This window comes from Ruegeria jejuensis (assembly GCF_041537905.1).
Lineage (GTDB): Bacteria > Pseudomonadota > Alphaproteobacteria > Rhodobacterales > Rhodobacteraceae > Ruegeria_C.
Genome location: NZ_JBGRUO010000008.1, coordinates 1 through 20,343, shown reverse-complemented (window position 1 = coordinate 20,343; position 20,343 = coordinate 1). Strand labels below are relative to the sequence as shown.

Annotated in this window: 22 protein-coding genes; 7 read left to right on the top strand and 15 right to left on the bottom strand. The window is 60.8% G+C overall.

Annotated elements, in window-relative coordinates; translation table 11 throughout:
* The first annotated feature begins 6 nt into the window (after window positions 1-6).
* Both AB1E34_RS11070 and AB1E34_RS11065 read left to right on the top strand, forming a co-directional pair.
* Complete coding sequence (locus AB1E34_RS11070; RefSeq protein WP_372572407.1) at window positions 7-1,035, top strand: Ldh family oxidoreductase; 1,029 nt, start codon at window positions 7-9, stop codon at window positions 1,033-1,035.
* Window positions 1,036-1,103: 68 nt separating this feature from the next.
* The gene (locus AB1E34_RS11065) at window positions 1,104-2,918 is read left to right on the top strand and encodes a BCCT family transporter (protein WP_372572406.1); all 1,815 of its coding nucleotides are present in this window, start codon (window positions 1,104-1,106) and stop codon (window positions 2,916-2,918) included.
* An 83-nt stretch (window positions 2,919-3,001) separates the two neighbouring features.
* Here AB1E34_RS11065 and AB1E34_RS11060 read toward each other — a convergent pair whose 3' ends face one another.
* From AB1E34_RS11060 to AB1E34_RS11045, 4 genes are all read right to left on the bottom strand, one after another.
* Window positions 3,002-3,745 (bottom strand): maleate cis-trans isomerase family protein, encoded by a 744-nt coding sequence (locus AB1E34_RS11060; RefSeq protein WP_372572405.1) that lies wholly within the window; start codon window positions 3,743-3,745, stop codon window positions 3,002-3,004.
* Window positions 3,746-3,753: 8 nt separating this feature from the next.
* Window positions 3,754-4,917, bottom strand: coding sequence for a M24 family metallopeptidase (locus AB1E34_RS11055; protein WP_372572404.1), 1,164 nt, complete (start codon window positions 4,915-4,917; stop codon window positions 3,754-3,756).
* Entirely contained in the window at window positions 4,917-6,068 is a 1,152-nt protein-coding gene (locus tag AB1E34_RS11050; RefSeq protein WP_372572403.1) for an amidohydrolase, read from the bottom strand. The genes AB1E34_RS11055 and AB1E34_RS11050 overlap by 1 nt, the downstream gene beginning before the upstream one ends.
* A gap of 187 nt (window positions 6,069-6,255) precedes the next feature.
* On the bottom strand, window positions 6,256-6,720 hold the full coding sequence (locus tag AB1E34_RS11045; protein ID WP_372572402.1) for an Lrp/AsnC family transcriptional regulator: 465 nt from the start codon (window positions 6,718-6,720) through the stop codon (window positions 6,256-6,258).
* Window positions 6,721-6,820: 100 nt separating this feature from the next.
* On the opposite strand from AB1E34_RS11045, the gene AB1E34_RS11040 reads away from it, so the two are divergent.
* Both AB1E34_RS11040 and AB1E34_RS11035 read left to right on the top strand, forming a co-directional pair.
* Window positions 6,821-7,870 carry a pyridoxal-phosphate dependent enzyme gene (locus AB1E34_RS11040; RefSeq protein WP_372572401.1) on the top strand — a complete coding sequence of 350 codons (1,050 nt, stop codon included), beginning with the start codon at window positions 6,821-6,823 and terminating at the stop codon, window positions 7,868-7,870.
* A gap of 202 nt (window positions 7,871-8,072) precedes the next feature.
* Window positions 8,073-8,231 (top strand): hypothetical protein, encoded by a 159-nt coding sequence (locus AB1E34_RS11035; RefSeq protein WP_372572400.1) that lies wholly within the window; start codon window positions 8,073-8,075, stop codon window positions 8,229-8,231.
* A gap of 76 nt (window positions 8,232-8,307) precedes the next feature.
* On the opposite strand, the gene rarD is transcribed toward AB1E34_RS11035, so the two are convergent.
* The 11 genes from rarD to AB1E34_RS10980 all read right to left on the bottom strand — a co-directional run bounded on the left by rarD (window position 8,308) and on the right by AB1E34_RS10980 (window position 18,070).
* The gene (gene rarD / locus AB1E34_RS11030) at window positions 8,308-9,219 is read right to left on the bottom strand and encodes an EamA family transporter RarD (protein WP_372572399.1); all 912 of its coding nucleotides are present in this window, start codon (window positions 9,217-9,219) and stop codon (window positions 8,308-8,310) included.
* Window positions 9,220-9,234: 15 nt separating this feature from the next.
* The gene (locus tag AB1E34_RS11025; RefSeq protein ID WP_372572398.1) at window positions 9,235-10,116 is read right to left on the bottom strand and encodes a metallophosphoesterase; all 882 of its coding nucleotides are present in this window, start codon (window positions 10,114-10,116) and stop codon (window positions 9,235-9,237) included.
* Between the two features lie 4 nt (window positions 10,117-10,120).
* On the bottom strand, window positions 10,121-10,720 hold the full coding sequence (locus tag AB1E34_RS11020; protein ID WP_372572397.1) for a superoxide dismutase: 600 nt from the start codon (window positions 10,718-10,720) through the stop codon (window positions 10,121-10,123).
* Between the two features lie 230 nt (window positions 10,721-10,950).
* Window positions 10,951-11,361, bottom strand: coding sequence for a hypothetical protein (locus AB1E34_RS11015; RefSeq protein ID WP_372572396.1), 411 nt, complete (start codon window positions 11,359-11,361; stop codon window positions 10,951-10,953).
* Between the two features lie 103 nt (window positions 11,362-11,464).
* A complete protein-coding gene (locus tag AB1E34_RS11010) occupies window positions 11,465-12,031 on the bottom strand; it encodes a sarcosine oxidase subunit gamma (protein WP_372572395.1) in 567 nt (188 codons plus the stop codon).
* Window positions 12,024-15,041 carry a sarcosine oxidase subunit alpha family protein gene (locus AB1E34_RS11005; protein ID WP_372572394.1) on the bottom strand — a complete coding sequence of 1,006 codons (3,018 nt, stop codon included), beginning with the start codon at window positions 15,039-15,041 and terminating at the stop codon, window positions 12,024-12,026. The genes AB1E34_RS11010 and AB1E34_RS11005 overlap by 8 nt, the downstream gene beginning before the upstream one ends.
* Before the next feature lie 50 nt (window positions 15,042-15,091).
* Window positions 15,092-15,421 (bottom strand): sarcosine oxidase subunit delta, encoded by a 330-nt coding sequence (locus AB1E34_RS11000; protein ID WP_372572393.1) that lies wholly within the window; start codon window positions 15,419-15,421, stop codon window positions 15,092-15,094.
* A 177-nt stretch (window positions 15,422-15,598) separates the two neighbouring features.
* A complete protein-coding gene (locus tag AB1E34_RS10995) occupies window positions 15,599-15,832 on the bottom strand; it encodes a hypothetical protein (RefSeq protein WP_372572392.1) in 234 nt (77 codons plus the stop codon).
* Between the two features lie 157 nt (window positions 15,833-15,989).
* Window positions 15,990-16,328 carry a TfoX/Sxy family protein gene (locus AB1E34_RS10990; RefSeq protein ID WP_372572391.1) on the bottom strand — a complete coding sequence of 113 codons (339 nt, stop codon included), beginning with the start codon at window positions 16,326-16,328 and terminating at the stop codon, window positions 15,990-15,992.
* Complete coding sequence (locus AB1E34_RS10985) at window positions 16,315-16,821, bottom strand: hypothetical protein (protein WP_372572390.1); 507 nt, start codon at window positions 16,819-16,821, stop codon at window positions 16,315-16,317. The genes AB1E34_RS10990 and AB1E34_RS10985 overlap by 14 nt, the downstream gene beginning before the upstream one ends.
* Window positions 16,822-16,825: 4 nt before the next feature.
* Window positions 16,826-18,070, bottom strand: a complete 1,245-nt coding sequence (locus tag AB1E34_RS10980) for a sarcosine oxidase subunit beta family protein (protein WP_372572389.1) — start codon at window positions 18,068-18,070, stop codon at window positions 16,826-16,828.
* Between the two features lie 176 nt (window positions 18,071-18,246).
* Here AB1E34_RS10980 and ccmI point away from each other — a divergent pair, with 176 nt between their 5' ends.
* From ccmI to AB1E34_RS10965, 3 genes are read left to right on the top strand one after another with little or no spacing between them, the layout of a single operon-like run.
* Entirely contained in the window at window positions 18,247-19,470 is a 1,224-nt protein-coding gene (gene ccmI / locus AB1E34_RS10975) for a c-type cytochrome biogenesis protein CcmI (RefSeq protein WP_372572388.1), read from the top strand.
* Complete coding sequence (ruvX, locus tag AB1E34_RS10970; RefSeq protein ID WP_372572387.1) at window positions 19,467-19,931, top strand: Holliday junction resolvase RuvX; 465 nt, start codon at window positions 19,467-19,469, stop codon at window positions 19,929-19,931. The genes ccmI and ruvX overlap by 4 nt, the downstream gene beginning before the upstream one ends.
* 15 nt (window positions 19,932-19,946) lie before the next feature.
* Window positions 19,947-20,177 (top strand): DUF1289 domain-containing protein, encoded by a 231-nt coding sequence (locus tag AB1E34_RS10965; RefSeq protein ID WP_372572386.1) that lies wholly within the window; start codon window positions 19,947-19,949, stop codon window positions 20,175-20,177.
* Window positions 20,178-20,343 lie beyond the last annotated feature (166 nt).

Genomic DNA, 20,343 nt, shown 5'->3' with positions numbered 1-20,343 from the left:
ACCCACGTGACGCAAACCAAGACACTCTCGCTGTCCGAGATCGAGGCGCTGTCTTTTGACGCTTTGGTCGCTGCTGGAACCTCGGAGGCCAACGCACGACCACTGGCCGTGGCCACCGCCGCCACCGAGGCCGACGGGGTGGCCAGCCACGGGCTGGCCTATATCCCGATCTATTGCGAGCATGTGCAATGCGGCAAGGTTGATGGGCAGGCGATCCCCACCCTGTCAACGCCCCGCCCCGGCGTGGTGGCCGTCGATGCCGCCACCGGTTTTGCTCATTCCGCGATCGATCTGGGGTTCGAGCCGCTGATCACTGCGGCGCGCGCGCAGGGCGTGGCGGTTCTGTCGATCAAGAACAGCTATAATTGCGGGGTCCTAGGCTATCACACCTACCGTCTGGCACAAGCCGGGCTGGTGGGGATCGGCTTTACCAACGCGCCTGCCTCTATCGCGCCCTCGGGCGGCTCCAAACCGGTGGTCGGCACCAATCCTTTCTCACTTGCAGTGCCCGGCAGCGATGGTCAGCCCGACCTGCTGATCGACCAGAGCGCCAGCACCATTGCAAAAAGCGAGGTGATGAAACACGCGCGCGAAGGCAAGCCGATCCCGGTGGGATGGGCGCTGGATAGCGATGGCAACCCGACGACTGACCCCAATGTGGGCCTGAAAGGGTCGATGGCCCCATCGGGCGGCTACAAAGGCGTGGGCATCGCCCTGCTGACCGAGGTCATGGCCGCCGCGCTGACCGGCGCAACGCTGGGCATTCACGCCTCGCCCTTCTCGGGAACTGCGGGCGGCCCGCCCAGAACCGGGCAGTGTTTCATCGCAATTGACCCGTCTGCGACCGCCGGTGACGTTTTTGCGACCGGTATTGCCGATCTTGTCGAAGCGATCCGCTTTCAGGACGGGGCACATTTGCCGGGTGACGGTCGCCGCGCCAAACGGCTGGCGGCCCAAAAAGATGGGGTTGCCGTGAATTTGGCCACGCTGAACAGGATAGACGCCTTACTGCAAGAACAACAGCGCGACGGATAACCGGGAGACCCCGCGCGGCAACAAACATTCCCGGCAAATCAGGACACGTGCGAACAGGGAGGAAACACATGTCAGTGAAACAACCGTTTACCGACTTGCAGATCAAGAGATCTGCAAGCGGATTCTATGAGGGGCACAGTCTGGAGATCGCCTTACTCAGCAAGGCGATCATGGTCGGCTTGGTGATCTGGGCTCTGGTCTGGCCCGCCAATGCAAATGGCGTTCTGGGCAGCCTTAACTGGAGACTGCTGGAAGACTTCAACGCGTTTTATATCGTTATTGTTGGCTTCTTCATCTTCTTTCTGGTCGTGGTGGCCATCATTCCAAGTACCGGCAGGCGGGTCATGGGCCCGGAGGGCGAAAAGCCTGAATTCTCGGATTTCTCCTGGTTCTCCATGATGTTCGGCGCGGGCCTGGGTGTCGGCTTGATGGTGTTTGCCACCGCCGAGCCTCTCGGCCTTTGGGGATCGAACCCGGTGGTTCTGTCCGGTGCAGTGGAGGCCAATACCGAGGCCGCCCTGCAATCGGGATATCGCTATACCTTCCTGCATTACGGCTTTCACGCCTGGGCGATCTACGTGGTCACGGGGCTGTCGCTGGCTTACTACGCCTATACGCGCAACATGCCGCTGACCATCCGGACGGCGCTGACACCACTCTTTGGCCGGTTGATGAACGGGTTCCTGGGGCATGTGGTCGACGTTCTCGGGGTGGTTGCGACCATTCTGGGCGTGTCGGTGACCATCGGCTATGGCGTCTCGCAATTCATTGACGGCCTCTATGCCATCTCAGGTATGGAGTGGATGATGGACCTGACGGGTGAAACGCCCGAACCCAGCACGGTTGGCCTGATTTCGGGGCTGGTTGTCATTATGGGGCTGTCGATCATTTCGGCGGTGTCTGGCGTCGGTCGGGGTGTGAAATACCTGTCGAACCTCAACCTTGTGCTGTCACTGATCCTGCTCTTGGTCTTCGTCGTCTTCGGGTCGTTCCTGTTTGCGATGACCAGCTACGCAACCGCATTTGTGGACTATATCCTGCATTTCGTCTCGCTCAGCTTCAGCGCCTATAGCCCGCAGTCAGAGGCCGCCTTTGCATCGGCTTTGCCAGCCGAGGCCGCCCCGATGGCTGACGCGCTTTACAGTGGTGCAACCAATGCGTGGGGGTCGTTCGATGCGTTCAAATCGGGCCTCGAAGGCGACGCCGCCGCGCTGCCCGACGATGTTCTGACCGCCACCTATGCGGCCGGCGAGCAAGGACGTCAGTTTGGCTGGCAGGCCGGTTGGACCACCTTCTACTGGGCCTGGTGGATCGCATTCTCGCCCTTTGTCGGTCTGTTCCTGGCGCGTATCTCCAAGGGGCGTTCGGTGCGCGAATTCATCATCGGATGCGTTTTTGCTCCGGCGTTGGTCTGCTTTGCCTGGATGACCATCCTGGGCGGCACCGCGATCGATCTTGAGCTGAACGGCACCGCCGAGGGCGCCATCATCGGCGCCTCGAACACGGCCAAGCTGTTCGTGACCCTGCAAGAGATGATCACGGGCGGTCTGCTTTCGGGCATCACCGTGATGTGCGTCGTGCTGATCATGACCTTCCTGGTCACCTCGGCGGATTCCGGCATTCTGGTGATGAATACGATCATGTCGGGTGGCGATCAGAAGGTCGGCAACAAGCACAAGATCATCTGGGGTTGCATCCTGACCGCCGTGATCGGAGCGCTGATCCTGGCAGCGGGCGAAAACAACCCGATGGATGCCTTGCGCAACGCGATGATCATCGGCGCGCTGCCCTTTACCATGGTGATGGGTCTGATGTGCATTGCCCTTGCCAAAGCGCTCTATCGTGACGGGTTGCGTGAGAAGCACACCGTCGCCGCAGAGTAAGACACTACAGCGGGCGGCCCTGACTTGAGGGTCGCCCGCATGTGCGCCCGTTCCTACGACAACATCAAGTGAACGCGCCCGCTCTACTGGTGACCAAGCTGGCCCAGGATCGGCAGAGCATCCCCGACATTCGCAAGCCGCAGCATGTGCCAGGCAAGCGCCTGATTGCTGGTGATCACGGGCAAGCCGGTCGTGGCCTCGATCTCGTCAATGACCCTCAGGCAGCGCAGGTTGGTGCAGGAAATCACGATGGCATCGCAAAGGGCTGTGGCGGCGACCTGCATCGCCGCCGCTGTAATCGAAGCCTCGGTGATGCGGGCGACAACCCGATCATCGCCTTCCTCGAATGAGCCAAACCCGGCGATCTCGAACCCGGCCTCTTCCAGTTTCTGCCGCATCCGGCCAGAGACTTCGGGCACGTAAGGCGTAATGAAGCCCAACCGTTTCACCTGAAGCGCCTGCGCGGCGGCGATAACGGCGGCGAGCGGGTCGCTCACCTTGGCATCGGGAAATACCGATTGGATTGCGCGGGCCACATTGTCCGATCCGATCACGGTCGAGGCAGAGGTGCAGCCATATCCGATGACATCGAAATCCAGCGACTGCGGAAAGAGCCGCGCCGAGGCGGGCAGATCATCTTCCATCCGGGCCAGCGTATCGGGCCGGATTTCAGGGACCATAGGAATGCGGCTATGATAGAGCGCAATCCCCCGCAAAGCCATGATCCGCGCAAACTCGGCCTCGATCGTCTCGTCGGTTTCCAGCACGATCACACCCAGCGTGGCGCGTGTTCCGATGCCTTGGTCCGTGTCGTAATCCAGTTTCATGCCCTACCTCATATGATCGGAAGGTCTGGCGCGGCGCGCTCGGACAAAAGCTGCGCGCCATCCGCACGTATCACGATATTCTCTTCATGCACCATGATCCGGCCATCGCCGTAGCTGAGCGAGGGTTCCAGCGTCAGCACCATATTCTCGGTAATCTCGGTGTCGTCAAACGCGGCGTGGGAGGGCCATTCGGTCAGTTGCATCCCCAACCCATGCCCCAATCGCCCGACATCGCCGCCCTGATCGTCCAGTTCCGCGATCACATTCTGCATCACCTGAAACAACGCTCGACAGGTGGTGCCGGGGCGCGCGGCGGTAATACCGGCCTCGGTCGCGCGCCAGAGCACCTCATAGGCGCGCTGCGAGGCGCTGTCGGCCACGCCAATGGCAAAGTTGCGGTCAAAATCGCAGAAATACCCGTCCCAATTGGCCCCGGTATCCAGCATCAGGATATCGCCCGGCGCCAAGGGACGGCGCGAGGGGGGTGAGATGACATCGCGATAGCCACCGGTATCTGCACCGCCGACCAGATAGGGCACGTCATCTGCCCCCTGCGCCAGCGCCTCGCGCCGGAAGGCCCGGAACAAATCCTCCAACGGCAGGCCTTGGCGGGCAAGCTCGGGGACGCGGGAAAACGTGCGCGAGCCGATGGCACAGATATGGGCCAGTTTTTCGATCTCGGCCTCGGATTTCACCATGCGCAAGGCGCGGATCAACCCGGTGCAGTCGGTCACGCGCAACCCGGTCAGCCCCCGCATCAAACGTTCATAATCACCCAGCGGCATGCGCAGCGCGGTCTCGTGCCCTTTCAGGATGCCGATCGCCTCGCCATTTTGTGCGAGCGGGGTCAGCAGGTCGGTGAGCAGGCTGATACCGTCATCATCCGGCGCGGGGGCGCTCCAGGTGCGGATATCGCCGATCCATGTGCCGCGCATCAGTTCCGCCCCGATTTCGGGGATGATCGCAATCGGCTTTCCGCTTGCTGGCACGAACAGGAACCAGGGCCGGGTCGGGCTTTGCCAGAACAGCGTGTGAAAGCCGCTGAAATAGCGCAGCTCGGCCTCTGTCATCAGCAGCAGACCGGCCATGCCGGTCCTCGCCATAAGAGCCTGCGCGCGCTTGGTCCGCGCCGCGAACTCGACCTCGGGAAAGCCACGATCCGGGGCTGCCATCAGGCTTGTTCCTTGTGCTGCGGCAACCGGTCTCGCACCAGTTGCACCCAGAACTCTGCCCCGATGGGCAGCAGATCGTCGTTGAAATCATAGTCCGAGGCGTGCAGCGGCTGGCCATTTGCCCCCTCCTCACCATTGCCCAGCAGCAGGAAGCAGCCGGGAACGGCGGCGCAGAGATGGGCGAAATCCTCGGAAAAGCTCATCGGTGCGCGGTTGCGGATCAGATCGCACCCCGCAGCGTCAGCGGCGCGATAGACCGCTTGGGTCGGCCCGTCGGCATTGATGGTTTCGATGAACTCGGTGTTGAAGGTCACCCTCGCCTGAATGCCGTGCGCCGCAGCGATGCCCTCGGCGATCCGGCGCATATGCGTTTCGATGGCGGCCCGATCCTGCGGAGACCGCGCCCGGAAATCGCCTTTGAGCACGGCCTTGCCGGGCAGAACGTTGCGCTGCCCGTCGCTCAGAAACTCGGTGACTGAGACAACCGCGCCCGCCCCCGGTGCCAGCTTGCGGGCCACGATGGTCTGCAACGCCAGCACCAGTTCCGCGCCAACGGTGATCGCATCCACCCCGGCCTGCGGCATCGAGGCGTGCCCGCCCTGCCCGTGAAGGGTGATCTCGAACAATGTCTCGCTGTTGCAGATGATGCCAGAGCGGGTCGAGACCTGTCCCACCGGCGCGCCGGGCAGATTGTGGATGGCATAGACCTCGTCAATCGGAAATCTCTCCAGCACGCCTTCGTCGATCATGGCCTGCGCGCCCAACCCATGCTCTTCGTTGGGCTGGAACAGAAAAACCACGGTGCCATCGAACCCGCCTTCAACCGCCAGCCGTTCGGCGGCGCCCAGCAGCATCGTCATATGACCGTCATGGCCACAGGCGTGCATGACACCGGGGGTCTGCGAAGGATAGCCATGGGCGGAGGTTTCGGTGATTGGCAGCGCATCCATATCCGCACGCAGCCCGATGGCGCGATTGCCCTGGCCCATCCGCAATACCCCGACAACACCTCTGCCTTCATGCGTACCGATCCCGAGGTTGCGCAGGGATTGCGCGACAATGGATTTTGTTCGCGCCTCCTGAAATCCGAGTTCGGGGTTGCGGTGTAAGTCGCGGCGCTGTTGGATCAGGCGAGTGTGAAAATCGGTCATGGCGTCACGGCATGGATGAAGGTGCTGTATGCTACGATGAACGGATCGCCTTGTGGCATACTAATGGCGGAAGACGGCGATGAAATTTTTCGCGAATGGCCGAATTTGCGATTTTAATTTTCACATGCCACTCAAAAACCCGCATGTATGTTGACTGATTCAGGACCGCAGGCCAGCGCGGCATCATTCAGACCGGAATAGACAAGCCTACTTTGGTCCTCTCCATCGCGACGGATGTTCTGAACCGGCGAACGTTGGAATTTTCAAAGAACAACCGGTGGGTCAACGCCTCGAAATCCTGCATGTCCTGTGCCGTGCAAACCAGAATGAAATCCGCATCCCCCGTTACGTAGTAGCATTGCTGAACCTGCGGCTCTGCCCTGACCCGTTTGCGAAACAGATCAAGCTGTTGGAGCGACTCCCTCTCAAGCTCGACCAGGACAATAAAGGTCATCTTGTAGTCGAAACTGGACGGGTTGAGGATCGCAACCTCGCGCTGAATGACGCCCGTGTCCTTGAGCCGTTTCAGGCGGCGCTGCACCGAGGGCACCGATAATCCGCATCTGTCAGCCAGCGCATCTAGGCCGATTCGGCGGTCTTCCTGAATCGCCTGAAGGATGATCCGATCAGAATCGTCGATCTCTGTGGTCATGCAATTTCGCCTCGCCAGTATGTCCTCGAAGGAGAAAAGTAATTGCGTGAATGCTACATCGTGAAAATACGGATCACAACGATGGTGTAACCCTAATAGGATGAAACACACCGACAGCATTCACTTTGCCCCGGACTTTGAACGCGCCCAACGCTTTTTTAGCAGCCAGGACGCCTATTCCACCTCGCCCCTACTGCGCCTGCAGGGGCCGGACGGACAGGAGATTCTGGCCAAGGACGAAACCGGTCGGATGGGGCTGGGCGCATTCAAGGCGCTTGGCGCACCTTATGCAGTGGCCCGGATCATCGAGGCGGAATGGCTGACCCGAACCGGCGAGGTCCTGACGCCAGATCGCATGCGCGCCGCGGACATCCGCGCCTTTGCCGGCAGCCTCAGCTTTGTCTGCGCCAGCGCGGGCAATCATGGTATGGGCGTTGCGGCGGGCGCGCAGGCCATGGGGGCGAAGGCGCGGGTTCATCTTGCCAATACCGTGCCCGAAGGCTTTGCCGACCGGCTGCGGGCGCTGGGGGCCGAGGTCGTGCGCTCGGGCGAGGTCTATGACGAGAGTGTCGCCGCAGCCATCGCTGATGCCAATACCAGCGGCGCGATCCTTCTGGCCGATGGTACATGGCCAGGCTACACCGAAATCCCCAAGCTGGTCATGGAAGGCTATTGCGTCATTGCCGAGGAACTGCGCCGGGAGTTCGAGACCTCTGGCAACTGGCCGACCCATGTGTATCTGCAGGCGGGCGTTGGCGGACTCGCTGCCGCGGTGGCGCATATGATCCGCCTGAACTGGGCGGAGCAGCCCGAGTTGATCACCGTGGAGCCCGAGGCCGCGCCCTGTCTCAAAGCCAGCCACCTTGCCGGGCAGCCCACCCGCGCGGATGGGCCGGAATCAAATATGGGTCGGCTGGACTGCAAAGAACCCTCGATTGTCGCCTGGCACGTTCTAGAGCGCTGCGGCGCGCGCTATGAGACGCTGTCCGAGGAGGAAGGCCGCGCAGCCTCGGACGCCATGGGTGCGATGGGCCTCGCTACCTCCCCCTCCGGTGCTGCCGGGTTTGCCGGCTTGCGCAAGGATGTTCCTCACCCGGATGACGATCAGGAATTCCGGCCACTGGTGATCGTCTCAGAAGGACCCGCCTGAGCGGGGCCTTTTGACGCCGATCCAGCGCCACCTTTCACGTCAATTCAACCACAGGTTTTACCCTCGGTCTTCGGCTTGGGAGTCGGGGGTTGAGTCGGCTTTTTTGAAAAAAGTGAACTATTCGGTTCAGCGGCTCTTGAAAACTGAACTGACCTGTTTAGATCAAGTGATATGAACCGAACAGTTCAGATTGGAGAAGACGATGAAACCCCTTTTGATTGCAGCAGCACTGATCCTGACAACCGCCGCAGCACCCGTGATGGCGTTTGGATTTTCGGTCGATGGGATCGCAAAGCCGCTTACATTTCCCGAGACAACCCAGCAGCCGGTGACCAAATCCGTCACTGTTCTGAAACAGTAAATCGAACCCCTCCTCTCGCTCCCCCGGCACCGCCGCGCCTCCGTCCTTCCTCCGACGGGGGCGCGGTTATTTTGGATCAACCCTGCGCCCGGTGCCGCCTCGCCGCTGACAGGGAACTGACGGAAAACACCAGCACCGCCAGCCAGGTCAGCAAAAAGGCAAGCACATGCCAGAAGGTGAACGGCTCGCCAAAGACAACAACCGCACAGATGAATTGCATCGATGGGTTGATATATTGCAGCACACCCATGGTCGACATCTTGGTCCGTTGCGCGGCATAGCTGAACAGGATCAAGGGCACCGCCGTCACCGGCCCGGACAGGACCAGTAATACCGTGACCCACGCATCACGTCCGAACATGCCATCCCCCGCCCAGCCTGCATAGGCCAGGATCGCCAACCACAGCGGCAGCAGGATCAGGATCTCGCAGGTCACCGACAGGACCGGTCCCAGCCGCAAACCCTTCTTTATCACCCCGTAAAGCGCAAAGGCCGTCCCGATCATCAAAGCGACCCAGGGAGGCACGCCCGCCCCGAAACTCAGCACCAAAACCGCCAGCGCGGCAAAGCCGATCGCAACCCCTTGCGCGCGGGAGAGCCTTTCACCGAACCAGAAGCGACCGGCCAACACTGCACAGAGCGGAAAGATGTAATACCCCAACGACGCCTCGGTTACCTTGCCGATCTGGACCGAGACAAGGAAGACCAGCCAATTCAGTGAAATCATCAGCCCCGCCAGCAACAGTTTGGCCGCCTGCCGACCTTTATAGGCGTCGGGGATTTCGCGCAGCCTGCCCTGCAGCGCGAGCACCGCGGCAAAGAAGACAATTGACCAGACAGCCCGATGCGACAAAAGCTCCAGCGGGGGCACCATATCGAGCTGCCTGTAGAACAGCGGCGACAGGCCCCAGATCGTGCAGGCCACAATCATCGCGGCGATGCCTTTGGCAGTTTCGGTCATCGGCCCCTCCACCGCCACCGGTGTCATGCGCATCGCCTGCGGTCAAGCGGACAGCTCGATCACGGTGATCTCTGGTACCACTCCCAATCGCACGGGTAGAATCGAGCAACCGATACCGCCAGACACAACTAGGTCGCGCCCATTCTCGCGCACATGCCCATATGCATATTGGTTCCCAAAACGCGAAGGAACGAAAGGGGCCCACCCGAAGACCCTTATTTGCCCGCCATGAGTATGACCCGACAGAGTCAGTGCAACCTGTTTGGGCATCTCGGGAAACGCGTCCGGTTCGTGTGCCATCATCACCACCGGTGCATCATCAGTGATTTGCGCCAGGGTCGCGGGCAGATCATCCAATCCGTGACACCTTCGCAATCCACGCAGGATAGCCCGCTGGACCTCAAGCCCGGCAAGCCAGATACCGGCACTTTGCAACTTTAGGGCAGAGTTCGAAAGCACCGGTATCCCGTTGCGCTCAAGCGCTTCGCCATAGATGTTCGGCCCGCTTTTGCGCCGTTGAGCAGCTCGGTCTGCCCACCAATCATGGTTACCCAAAACCGCATAAACCCCCTGAGGTGCCTCTAGCTGCGCCAATACGGGTGCGATATCGTCAATTTTTACCTCACGGGTCTCAAACTTGTGGCCTCGGGCAAAATCGCCCAACAGCAGTACTAGGTCCGGTGCGATCGCATTTGTACGCCGTACGATCCGTTCGATCCTCTTCAGTCCGACAAAAGGTTCGCCCGCGTGCAGATCAGACACAACCGCGATACGAAGCGGCGGAACTGGCCAGTCCTCCCGCCGGACGTGCCATTTTCGAACACGCAAACTTAAGGATGGTTCAAGAAAAAACTCGTAGCCGGCACGAAAAAGGCCTGCTCGCTTTCGCGCCAGCAGGCCTTTCAGTAGTTTTCTTCGTTTCAACCGATTACATCCGGCTGGCGACGTTTTCCCAGTTCACCAGACTGTCGAGGAAGTTCGACAGGTAGGCAGGACGCTTGTTGCGGAAGTCGATGTAATAGCTGTGCTCCCACACATCGCAGCCCAGCAGCGCGGTCTGACCGAAGCAGAGCGGGTTCACCCCGTTCTCGGTCTTGGTCACGGCCAGCGAGCCATCGGCATTCTTGACCAGCCAGGCCCAGCCCGAACCGAACTGACCAGCACCGGCGGCGCTGAACTGTGACTTGAACTCGTCAACCGAGCCGAAGCTTTCGGTCAGGGCTTTTTCCAATTCACCCGGCATCGTGTTGTCGCCCGGCCCCATCATCTCCCAGAACTGGTTGTGGTTCCAGAGCTGGCTGATGTTGTTGAAGATACCATTCTGCGCCACGGCACCCGCGTCATAGGTGCCGGTGATGATCTCTTCCAGTGACTTGCCGTCCCATTCGGTGCCCGCGATCAACTTGTTGCCATTGTCGACATAGGCCTTGTGGTGCAGGTCGTGGTGATATTCCAGCGTTTCCGCTGACATACCCTTCGATGCCAGAGCGTCATGTGCGTAAGGAAGATCAGGAAGTTCAAAAGCCATCGTGGACCCCTGTTGAAAATGAATGTTGCGTTTCCCCCGGTTACATGCGGCGATGGTGCCCGCAGGTCAAGAGCGGATGATAAAACAAACTCGGTTCTTCTAGCGTACTTGTAAGGTCGCACATTTCTGCCCTAGCCTCGTTGGTTTTCGGCTGTCAGTGGACGCCGAGAGAGGGCAAAAGGGGCAAAGCCTCCCGCCATAAAGAAACTCATCGGCGGCTTGTAGCGCACTTATTTCGCGTTGGAGATTTTGCAAGCTCCTTGCCCGCTCGGTCGGTTGTCCAGACCAGAGAGGTTCGCGCGCGCCCTGACATAACCTTTCGTCGTATCGAGGGTCGCTTGATAGTTACCCGTTAGCGACCCCCTACGCGCCTTCAGGTTTCTCAACGTCCATTTCAGCTTGTATTTTCCATCCTTTACCGACCGAACAGTAGCGGAAATCGGGCCGCCAACCGTATTGTGTATGATTGGATCAGCTACCGTAACCGACTGGTCGTCCTCGTTGACCAAAAATATCATTTGATCAGGAATCCAGCCGTATTTTTCGTTGCTACTGAGCTCGCAATCGTAGATTTTCTCACCAGCATTTGCCGCACCGCAAACTGCTATAACACCGATCGCGGCTAAGGAAAGTTTCTTCATATTCGATCTACTCCTGTTTGCATCAGCAAAAAACAGGAATGGATTGGAGATTCAACCCAATTTCATAAAATCAATGATTGCTGTCATGTAGCGGTATGAGGGTTCAGAAAGCACCAACTTCTGAACCCGGCTGTGCGGCTACCTTTAACAGGTTGAACACGTAACCTGCTACGGACCTAAAGCAGACAACCCGGAAAGAGCCATCCTCCTCCATCCAGAACGCGGCTGCGACCTGTGCCAGGCGGGTACGGCGGAAGTCGCCGGGTTTGAACGCCTCTTTGCTCAGATCGACCGGAGCCAGTTTCGCCAGCACTTCGCGGGCGTAATCGCCTGAGACCCGGAACACCGCGCGGGCATCCGAGACGTTGACCGCCAGCGCGTGGCTCGACCCAAGCGTCTTGACCATCTCGGCGAGTTTGGCCTCGACCTCGGCATAAGGCACAAGAACCAGAAGCTCATCGGGCGACATCCAGCACAGCCCGCTGTCACCCGAGACGCTGGCCTGTCGCTGGCCGGGCATCTTTTGGTTCGTCGCCCCGGTCGCGGCCTTGGCCAGCCCCTTGTTGTCCAGATCGCCTCGCAGGGTGATCATGCCTTGCAGGCCCAACTCTTCGATGGTGGCGATGCCCTCGGTGCGGGCGCCGTTTAATGCGCTGATGGGTTCAGACATTCTGCTTCTCCCCGTCCTTGTCGAAAAAGGCCGGATCAACGATCTTGGCCTTGTAACTCTTGCCATCGGTTCCGGGGATCTCGATCACCTCACCCATCCGGTCCGGACCGTGCTTTACCAAGCCCATGGCGATGCCGCGATCCAGATTGGCCGAGTAATAGGTCGAGGTGACCCGCCCGATCATGTTGCGCTGCCCGTTGGCGTTGGTGCCCTCGCCCACCGCATAGGCTCCGTCAGGCAGAACCGAACCATCCACAGTCTCAAGACCGACCAGTTTCCAGCGATCCGGGTCGGCCATGTGGCTGCGCTGCTGCGCGCGCTTGCCCAGGAAATCCTCTTTCTTTTTCGACAGCGCCCAGTGCAGGCCAAGGTCCTGCGGGATCACGGTGCCGTCGGTCTCGTCCCCGATCATGATGAAGCCTTTTTCGGCGCGCAGGATGTGCAGGCATTCGGTGCCATAAGGAAACACCCCGAACTCTTTCCCGGCCTCCATCAACGCATCCCAGAAGGCCCGCCCCTGTGAGGCGGGCACCGCGATTTCATAGCTCAACTCACCCGAGAAAGAGATGCGGTAGGCCCGGCAGTCGAAGCCACCGATCTGACCGTCGCGCCACTCCATGAACGGCAGCGCCTCTTTGCTGACATCCATGCCGCCCAGCTTTTCCAGTGCTTTACGCGCATTGGGGCCAACAACCGCCACCTGTGCATATTGCTCGGTCACGTTGGCGACATAGACTTTCCAGTCCCACCACTCGGTCTGCAACCACTCTTCCATGTGGCCGTGAATGCGCTCGGCGCCTCCTGTGGTTGTATGGCACAGCCAGGTGTCCTCGTCGATCCGCGCCACCACGCCGTCATCGATCAGGAACCCGTTTTCGGAACACATCAGCCCATAGCGACATTTACCGGGTTTCAGCGTCGACATCATGTTGGTGTACATCATATCGAGGAAGCGGCCCGCATCGGGGCCCTTGACGATCAGCTTGCCCAGCGTGGAAGCGTCAAGCAAACCAAGGTTTTCGCGGGTGTTCTTCACCTCGCGATTCACTGCCGCCTCAACGCTTTCGCCGGGGTGCTGATAGGCATACGGGCGTCGCCAATGGCCGACCGGCTCCCAGTCGGCGCCGTTTCGGTCATGCCAGTCATGCATCGGAGTACGGCGGATCGGCTGAAACACCTCGCCCCGCGCCTCGCCACCAATGGCCCCCATTGAGATCGGGGTATAGGGCGGGCGGAACGTGGTGGTGCCGACCTGCGGAATTTCCGCGTTCAAGGAGTCAGCCAGAATCGCCAAGCCGTTGATGTTACTTAATTTACCCTGATCCGTTGCCATACCCAGCGTGGTATATCTCTTGGTGTGTTCGACGCTTTCATAGCCTTCGCGCGCGGCCAGTTGCACGTCCGAGACCTTTACGTCGTTCTGGAAATCCAGCCAGGATTTCATCCGCAGCGGCGTGTCGGCATTTGCAGGCATCATCCAGACCGGCTCCATCGGCAGTTCGGCGGTGCTGTCGCCAACCGGAGCCTTGGGCCGTTTGGCCTTGCCGCCCGCCGCCCTTGCTGCGGCCAGACCCGCCGCATTGGCATCGCTCAGCACGCCGCCCAGCGCCAGCGCGCCATTGGCCGATCCCGCGGCTCTGACGAAACCCGCGCCATCCGCCCCCAGCGGCGGGCGGTCGGGGTCGGGGCGGAAATGGGCCTGCGCCTCATCCCAGATCAGCTTGCCGCCGCAATGAGACCACAGATGCACAACCGGCGACCAGCCACCGGACATGGCAACCGCGTCGCAGTCCACCTCGTCGCGCGCACCGCCAATCCCCTCCTGGTTGCAGATTGAGATTTTCTTAACACGTTTGCCGCCCGAGACCTTGGCGATGGCCTTGCCCGGATCGACCCGGATGCCCAGCGCCCGCGCCTCATCCGCCAAAGCGCCGCCGCCAGAGGCGCGCGTATCAAGGATACGCAGCACATCGACGCCGGCGTTTTTCAGGGTGATCGCGGTGCGGTAGGCGTCGTCATTATTGGTGGCCACAACCACCTGCTCGCCGGGGGTCACGCCCCAGTTCACCACATAGTCGCGCATAGCCGAAGCCAGCATCACGCCGGGCACGTCGTTGCCAGCAAAAGACAAAGGCCGTTCGATCGCGCCGGTGGCGGTCACGATCTGCTTGGCCCGGATGCGCCACAACCGGTGACGCGGGCCTGCAACCTGCGGCGCGTGGTCCGTCAGACGCTCATAAGCCAGCGCATAGCCATGATCATAGATTCCTGCCCCCATGCAGCGCAGGCGCATGGTGACATTCTCCATCATCTCCAGTTCAGAGACGATTTGTTCCACGAACTTATCCACAGGTTCTTTATTGATACCTCCACCATCGACCGGCGCACGCCCACCCCAATGGGCGGTTTGCTCGACCAGCAGGACCTTTACACCGGTCAGCGCGGCTGCCTTGGCCGCCTGCAGACCCGCCACGCCGCCGCCGATGATCACGACATCGGCAAAGGCATAGAAATGCTCATAGGTATCTGCATCGCGCGTCTCGGCATCGGGTGCTTTGCCCAGACCTGCGGATTTGCGAATGAACGGCTCGTAGACATGTTTCCAGAAGGGCTGCGGGTGGATGAACATCTTGTAGTAAAAGCCCGCCGGCAGGAACCGCGCCAGATGCGAGTTCACCGCACCGATATCAAAATCGAGGTTCGGCCAATGGTTCTGCGACTGCGCCTTCAGCCCCTCAAACAGCTCGGTCGTAGTGGCGCGCTGGTTCGGCTCGAACGTGCTGCCCTCGCCCAGACCAACCAGCGCATTGGGTTCTTCGGCCCCACTCGCCACGACGCCGCGCGGGCGGTGGTATTTGAACGACCGGCCCATCATCATCTGGTCATTGGCCAGCAGCGCCGAGGCCAGCGTGTCGCCCGCATAGCCCCGCATGGTCGTGCCATTGAAGCTGAAGGTAACCTGTTTGGTCCGGTCGATCAGACGGCCGAGTTTCGAAAGACGGATGCTCATTTATGCGGACCTTTCGCAGAGGGAGGTCATAAGGTGGAATGTGCTGGGCATCAGGAGAATTCCCTCCAGGTCCAGCCGGGTCGCTTGGCGGTGATGGCGTCGCGGACCTCTTGCGGCGGCTCGGTGGTTTGCGCCGGATAGGTGCCGAACACCTCCAGCGTTGCCGTGCAGCGGGCGGCATGGAACCACTTGCCGCAGCCGTTGGAATGGTGCCAGCGTTCGAAATGCACGCCCTTGGGGTTCTCGCGCATGAAGAGATAGTCGTGGAACTGATCGTCGTCAGAGCCGGGGCCAAAGCGCTTCACATGCGCCTCGCCACCCGCGTGCAGTTCCGTTTCTTCGGCATCGACGCCGCAATAGGGACAATGAAGGATCAGCATGAACAGCCTCCCTGGTGGGCCCCGGTCGCCGGGACCGGAGCGCAAACGCGGATGCACCCGTGCCGGATCGCGGTACGGGCGGTGTAAGATTGGATTTCTGGTGAGAGCGCGGCTCCGAAAGCCGCTATCGGGGCGGGCACCATCAGGTGCCCGCCAAAGCGTGTGTCGCGAAAGCTGTTAGTCGACCGTTGTTGCCGGAGCAGCCGGTTCGGTCTCGGTTGCCGGTGCCGTGCCGGATGCAGCTGCCGGATCAGCCGGGGCCTGCGCGCCGTCACCGGACGGTGTGCCGCTGAGGCTGAGCAGGGTGATGAGCAGCAGTAGGATGAACACGATAACCGCGCCGATGATCCAGCCGCTACCGGAACCGGTGCGGGACGGCGGATAGTATTGGCTTTGCTTGAGGTCGTCCATGGGTACTCCTCCAATGGTGGGAGCACCAGTTTGACGCGAGCCAGCCGGGCGGCAACATAGGCGGAAATCCCCCGCCCGGATCGGCATGGGCTGGCTGGAATCCCTGCAATGACCCGGCCATTTCCAGCGCATCGTGAGAACATGACGGAGTACGCGTTCATGACTGCGCACCCTTCGGCGGCAGGCTGGCCGCGTTGACCAGCGAAAGTTCCGTCAGTTTGGCACGCAGATCAGCATCCTCAAAGCCGCCCGCATCCAGTTCCACCATCCCGCCCATCGGACGGCCGGTGAAGCTGAGTGGCTGCGCGCCCGCGGCGAGCGCCTCCGCCTCGCGGGGTTTGCCGGGGCGATACATTGCGCCGTCCTTGTGGACCCCGCAGACCATGTTGCCATGCAGCAGGAAGCAGAGCCCGCCGAACATCTTCTTCTCGGAGAGGCCGGGTTCGACACCCAGATCGGCGCGCATCAGGTCGGCCATGGTTTCAGAATAAGACATTTCTTACTCCAGTATGAAACAGATCACCGTAGCCCCATTGGAGCGTCCCTAGGGAAAGCAGCAAGACTTCATTTCGAAGAAATTGTCCTTTGAGAAAACTTAAGTCTCGCGAAGTCTCGTCATCAACTTGTGAGTTCTTCTTTTGGTCCTCGGCTACTTCTGCCAATAGCGAAGAAAGTTCGGTTAAGTCAGCTTTAATTTCCTCCTCGACTTTGTCGGATTTTAGAATCCGACTTATGGTCGAAGAAACTTTCATTAGCGCTTCCAATCCGCGACTTGTCTGACCTCGAAAATTCGATTGCAGCCGACCCTCAAGTTCGTCTGCCCGCCTTAGCGCCCAACCAATACCAATTATGGTCGTAGCTACCCCGAGAGAACCCAGCCTTTGGAATGACTCGGCAGATCCCCAGATCAGAATGGCAAAAGACAACAGAAGCCAAATCCACATCGCGATCGTCAACTGTCGCATGGATGCCCAGATTACTTTTAACATGACATCAATGCGCCACCCCTGCCGCGACGCTTTCGTCGATGAAGCGGCCTTCTTTGAAGCGGTCGAGCGAAAACGCCTCGGTCAGCGGGGAATGTCCCGTGGCCATAAGCTGCGCCATGCCCCAGCCCGAGCCGGGGATGGCCTTGAACCCGCCGGTGCCCCAGCCGCAATTGATGAAGCAGTTGCCCAGCGGTGTTTTCGACAGGATGGGCGAGCGGTCGCCGGTCATGTCGACGATCCCGCCCCATTGGCGCAGCATTTTCAGACGTGAGATCATCGGGAAGGTCTCGACCAGCGCGCGCACGGTTTCCTCGATATGGTGGAAGCTGCCGCGCTGGGTATAGTTGTTGAACCCGTCCGTACCGCCGCCGATCACCATCTCACCCTTGTCGGATTGGGACATGTAGCCATGCACCGTGTTGGCCATCACCACCACATCCATGCAGGGTTTGATCGGTTCGCTGACCAGCGCCTGTAGCGCCACCGCCTCTAGCGGCAGTCGGAACCCGGCCATCTCGGCCAGCTGCCCGGAATGGCCCGCAACCACCACGCCCAGCTTCTCGCAGTCAATCGCGCCTTTGGTGGTGTCGACGCCAACAACACGGCCCTGATCGGAGCGCACGCCGGTGACTTCGCATTTCTGGATGATATCCATACCCATGGCCGAGCAGGCCCGCGCATAGCCCCAAGCCACCGCATCGTGGCGCGCGGTGCCGCCGCGTTCCTGCCAGAGCCCGCCTAGAACCGGATAGCGTGGCCCCTCAAGATTGATGATCGGCACCAGTTCCTTGACCCGCTGCGGCCCGATCCATTCGGTCGGCACGCCCTGCAACGCGTTGGCATGGGCCGTGCGCTGGTAACCGCGCACCTCGTGATGGGTCTGCGCCAGCATGATCACGCCGCGGGGGCTGAACATCAGGTTGTAGTTCAGATCCTGGCTGAGATGTTCATAGAGGCTGCGGGATTTCTCATAGATCGCCGCTGACGGGTCTTGCAGATAGTTCGAGCGGATGATCGTCGTATTACGCCCGGTATTGCCGCCGCCCAGCCAGCCTTTCTCGATGATCGCGACATTTTGTATGCCGTAATTCTTGCCCAGGTAATAGGCTGTCGCCAACCCGTGCCCGCCCGCGCCCACGATAATCACGTCATAGCGTTTCTTGGGTTCAGGCGACCGCCAGGCGCGATCCCATCCGGTATGAGAGCGCAAGGCTTCGCGAGCGACGGCAAAGGCAGAATAGTGTTTCATGAGCGAATCCATCCGGGTCTGCGGGATTGCGGCAGGTATGCCGCGCGGGCCAAGAATACCAACGCCGCGTTACGTCGCAATATCGTCTTATTGCGACATGGTAACCCGTGTGATGCTTTTTATCTTTTTCCCGTACGCCTGCGGGGCTAGATGAGGGCAATCCGAAGGAAGACAACATGACGTTCTGGATCCTCATTTCGCTGACCGCGCTGGTTGTCGCTGCCCTGCTGGTGCTGGCGCTATTGCGAGGCCGCAGCAAGGACGAGCCCACCGCGGCTTATGACCTGCGCGTCTATCGCGAACAGCTGACCGGGGTGGATCGTGATCTGGCACGCGGGGTGATCGGCGAGGCCGATGCCGACCGCATCCGTACCGAGATTTCGCGCCGCATTCTGGCCGCCGATGCGATGATCCGCAAAGAGGCCGAGGGTGTGGCGCAACCGCGTGGCGTGACATGGGTGGTTGCTCTGCTGCTCGTCGCCGCGCTGATGGGGGGCGGCCTGATGCTCTACCGGTCGCTGGGCGCGCCCGGCTATGGCGACCTGCCGCTGAGCCTGCGCAAGGAGATCGCCGAGGAAAGACGCCTGACGCGTCCCGATCAGGCCAGCGCCGAGGCGGAACAGCCAGAGCGGCCCAAGCCCCGTATCGAGCAGCAATATGCCGAGCTGATGGAACAGTTGCGCGCTGCGGTCACCGCCCGGCCGGATGATCTGCGCGGCAACATCCTGCTGGCGCAGAACGAGGCCAATCTGGGCAATTTCAAAGCCTCTTACGAGGCGATGGCGCAAGCGATCCGGCTTATGGGCGACGACGCCTCGGCACGTGACTATTCCGAGATGGCGGAGATGATGATCGCGGCGGCGGGTGGCTATGTCTCGCCCGAAGCCGAGGCGGCGCTGCAAAAGGCGCTGGATATCGATCCCGACAACGGCCCGGCGCAATACTACTGGGGCGTGATGCTGCTGCAGGTGGGTCGCCCCGATGCGACCTTCCGCGTCTGGCAAGAGGCGCTGCGGGCCAACCCGGCCCCTGCCCCCTGGGTCGACGCGATCCGGGCGCGGATCGAGGACGTGGCCGCGCGCGCAGGCGTCAGATATGATGCGCCACAGCCCGCCTCCCAACCCGGCCCCAGCGCCGAGGACATGGCCGCCATGGAAGAGATGACGCCCGAGGCGCGGCTTGACGCCATTCGCGGCATGGTCGCCGGATTGTCCGAACGGCTGGCAACCGACGGCGGCACGCCCGAGGAATGGGCGCGGCTGATCCGGTCGTTGGGCGTGCTGGACGAGCGCGCGCAGGCCAATCGCGTCTTCCACGAGGCCCAACAGGTCTTTGCGGGCGATGACGCAGCGCTCGCCCTGATCAGACAGGCCGGCCAAGCGGCGGAAATCCTGCAATGATCGCTGATCCGTTCGAAGAGTTTGCCGCCGCCCTGCCCGGCTATACCGCGCTGATCGGACTGGATCTGGGCGACAAGACCATCGGCGTCGCAGTGTCGGATCGGATGGGCACCGTCGCCACCCCGCTGGAGACTGTCAGACGCAAGAAATTCACGACAGACGCGGCCCGCCTGCTTGAAATTATCGCGGATCGCGACATTGGCGGCATCGTTCTGGGCCTGCCCCGCAACATGGACGGAAGCGAAGGGCCGCGCTGCCAGTCGACGCGGGCTTTTGCGCGCAATCTGACCCGGCTGACCGAGCTGCCGATCGGCTTCTGGGATGAACGGCTCAGCACCGTTGCGGCGGAAAAAGCCCTGCTTGAGGCGGATACGACACGAAAACGTCGCGCCGAGGTGATTGATCACGTGGCCGCAAGCTATATCTTGCAAGGAGCGCTGGACAGATTGCGCCTGTTGTAGAAAGCCTTTGACCTGATGGACAAACCGGTCTGGAAACGAAACGAGATCGACAGCCCCTGCGTGGATATCTGCGTCGTGCATCCGGTCGAACGCATCTGCACAGGCTGCTACCGGACCATCGACGAGATCACCCGCTGGTCCAAGATGGACCCTGCCGAGCGCACCGCCATCATGGAGGAACTGCCAGACCGCGCCCCACGCCTGATCAAACGGCGCGGCGGACGGGCGGCCCGGCTCAAGGGCTGAGCTTCCCGGAGGCAACTTGAGATCTAAAGCGGCGCGCCTGAAACGTGAATCGGGGGCTTCCAAGCGCAATTGATTTGTGATTCCTCCTTATTAGGAGGATGTTTTATGTCAGCAGCACTGCCATCTGCGCTTCGGGCGCGGTTTCAGGACTATATCGAAGAGGGCT

Excerpts from the sequence above, each read along its gene's own strand:
- AB1E34_RS11065 (WP_372572406.1), top strand. The coding sequence starts at position 1,104 with ATGTCAGTGAAACAACCGTTTACCGACTTGCAGATCAAGAGATCTGCA.
- AB1E34_RS11060 (WP_372572405.1), bottom strand. The coding sequence starts at position 3,745 with ATGAAACTGGATTACGACACGGACCAAGGCATCGGAACACGCGCCACG.
- AB1E34_RS11055 (WP_372572404.1), bottom strand. The coding sequence starts at position 4,917 with ATGGCAGCCCCGGATCGTGGCTTTCCCGAGGTCGAGTTCGCGGCGCGG.
- AB1E34_RS11050 (WP_372572403.1), bottom strand. The coding sequence starts at position 6,068 with ATGACCGATTTTCACACTCGCCTGATCCAACAGCGCCGCGACTTACAC.
- AB1E34_RS11045 (WP_372572402.1), bottom strand. The coding sequence starts at position 6,720 with ATGACCACAGAGATCGACGATTCTGATCGGATCATCCTTCAGGCGATT.
- AB1E34_RS11040 (WP_372572401.1), top strand. The coding sequence starts at position 6,821 with ATGAAACACACCGACAGCATTCACTTTGCCCCGGACTTTGAACGCGCC.
- AB1E34_RS11035 (WP_372572400.1), top strand. The coding sequence starts at position 8,073 with ATGAAACCCCTTTTGATTGCAGCAGCACTGATCCTGACAACCGCCGCA.
- rarD (WP_372572399.1), bottom strand. The coding sequence starts at position 9,219 with ATGACACCGGTGGCGGTGGAGGGGCCGATGACCGAAACTGCCAAAGGC.
- AB1E34_RS11020 (WP_372572397.1), bottom strand. The coding sequence starts at position 10,720 with ATGGCTTTTGAACTTCCTGATCTTCCTTACGCACATGACGCTCTGGCA.
- AB1E34_RS11015 (WP_372572396.1), bottom strand. The coding sequence starts at position 11,361 with ATGAAGAAACTTTCCTTAGCCGCGATCGGTGTTATAGCAGTTTGCGGT.
- AB1E34_RS11010 (WP_372572395.1), bottom strand. The coding sequence starts at position 12,031 with ATGTCTGAACCCATCAGCGCATTAAACGGCGCCCGCACCGAGGGCATC.
- AB1E34_RS11005 (WP_372572394.1), bottom strand. The coding sequence starts at position 15,041 with ATGAGCATCCGTCTTTCGAAACTCGGCCGTCTGATCGACCGGACCAAA.
- AB1E34_RS11000 (WP_372572393.1), bottom strand. The coding sequence starts at position 15,421 with ATGCTGATCCTTCATTGTCCCTATTGCGGCGTCGATGCCGAAGAAACG.
- AB1E34_RS10995 (WP_372572392.1), bottom strand. The coding sequence starts at position 15,832 with ATGGACGACCTCAAGCAAAGCCAATACTATCCGCCGTCCCGCACCGGT.
- AB1E34_RS10990 (WP_372572391.1), bottom strand. The coding sequence starts at position 16,328 with ATGTCTTATTCTGAAACCATGGCCGACCTGATGCGCGCCGATCTGGGT.
- AB1E34_RS10985 (WP_372572390.1), bottom strand. The coding sequence starts at position 16,821 with ATGTTAAAAGTAATCTGGGCATCCATGCGACAGTTGACGATCGCGATG.
- AB1E34_RS10980 (WP_372572389.1), bottom strand. The coding sequence starts at position 18,070 with ATGAAACACTATTCTGCCTTTGCCGTCGCTCGCGAAGCCTTGCGCTCT.
- ccmI (WP_372572388.1), top strand. The coding sequence starts at position 18,247 with ATGACGTTCTGGATCCTCATTTCGCTGACCGCGCTGGTTGTCGCTGCC.
- ruvX (WP_372572387.1), top strand. The coding sequence starts at position 19,467 with ATGATCGCTGATCCGTTCGAAGAGTTTGCCGCCGCCCTGCCCGGCTAT.
- AB1E34_RS10965 (WP_372572386.1), top strand. The coding sequence starts at position 19,947 with ATGGACAAACCGGTCTGGAAACGAAACGAGATCGACAGCCCCTGCGTG.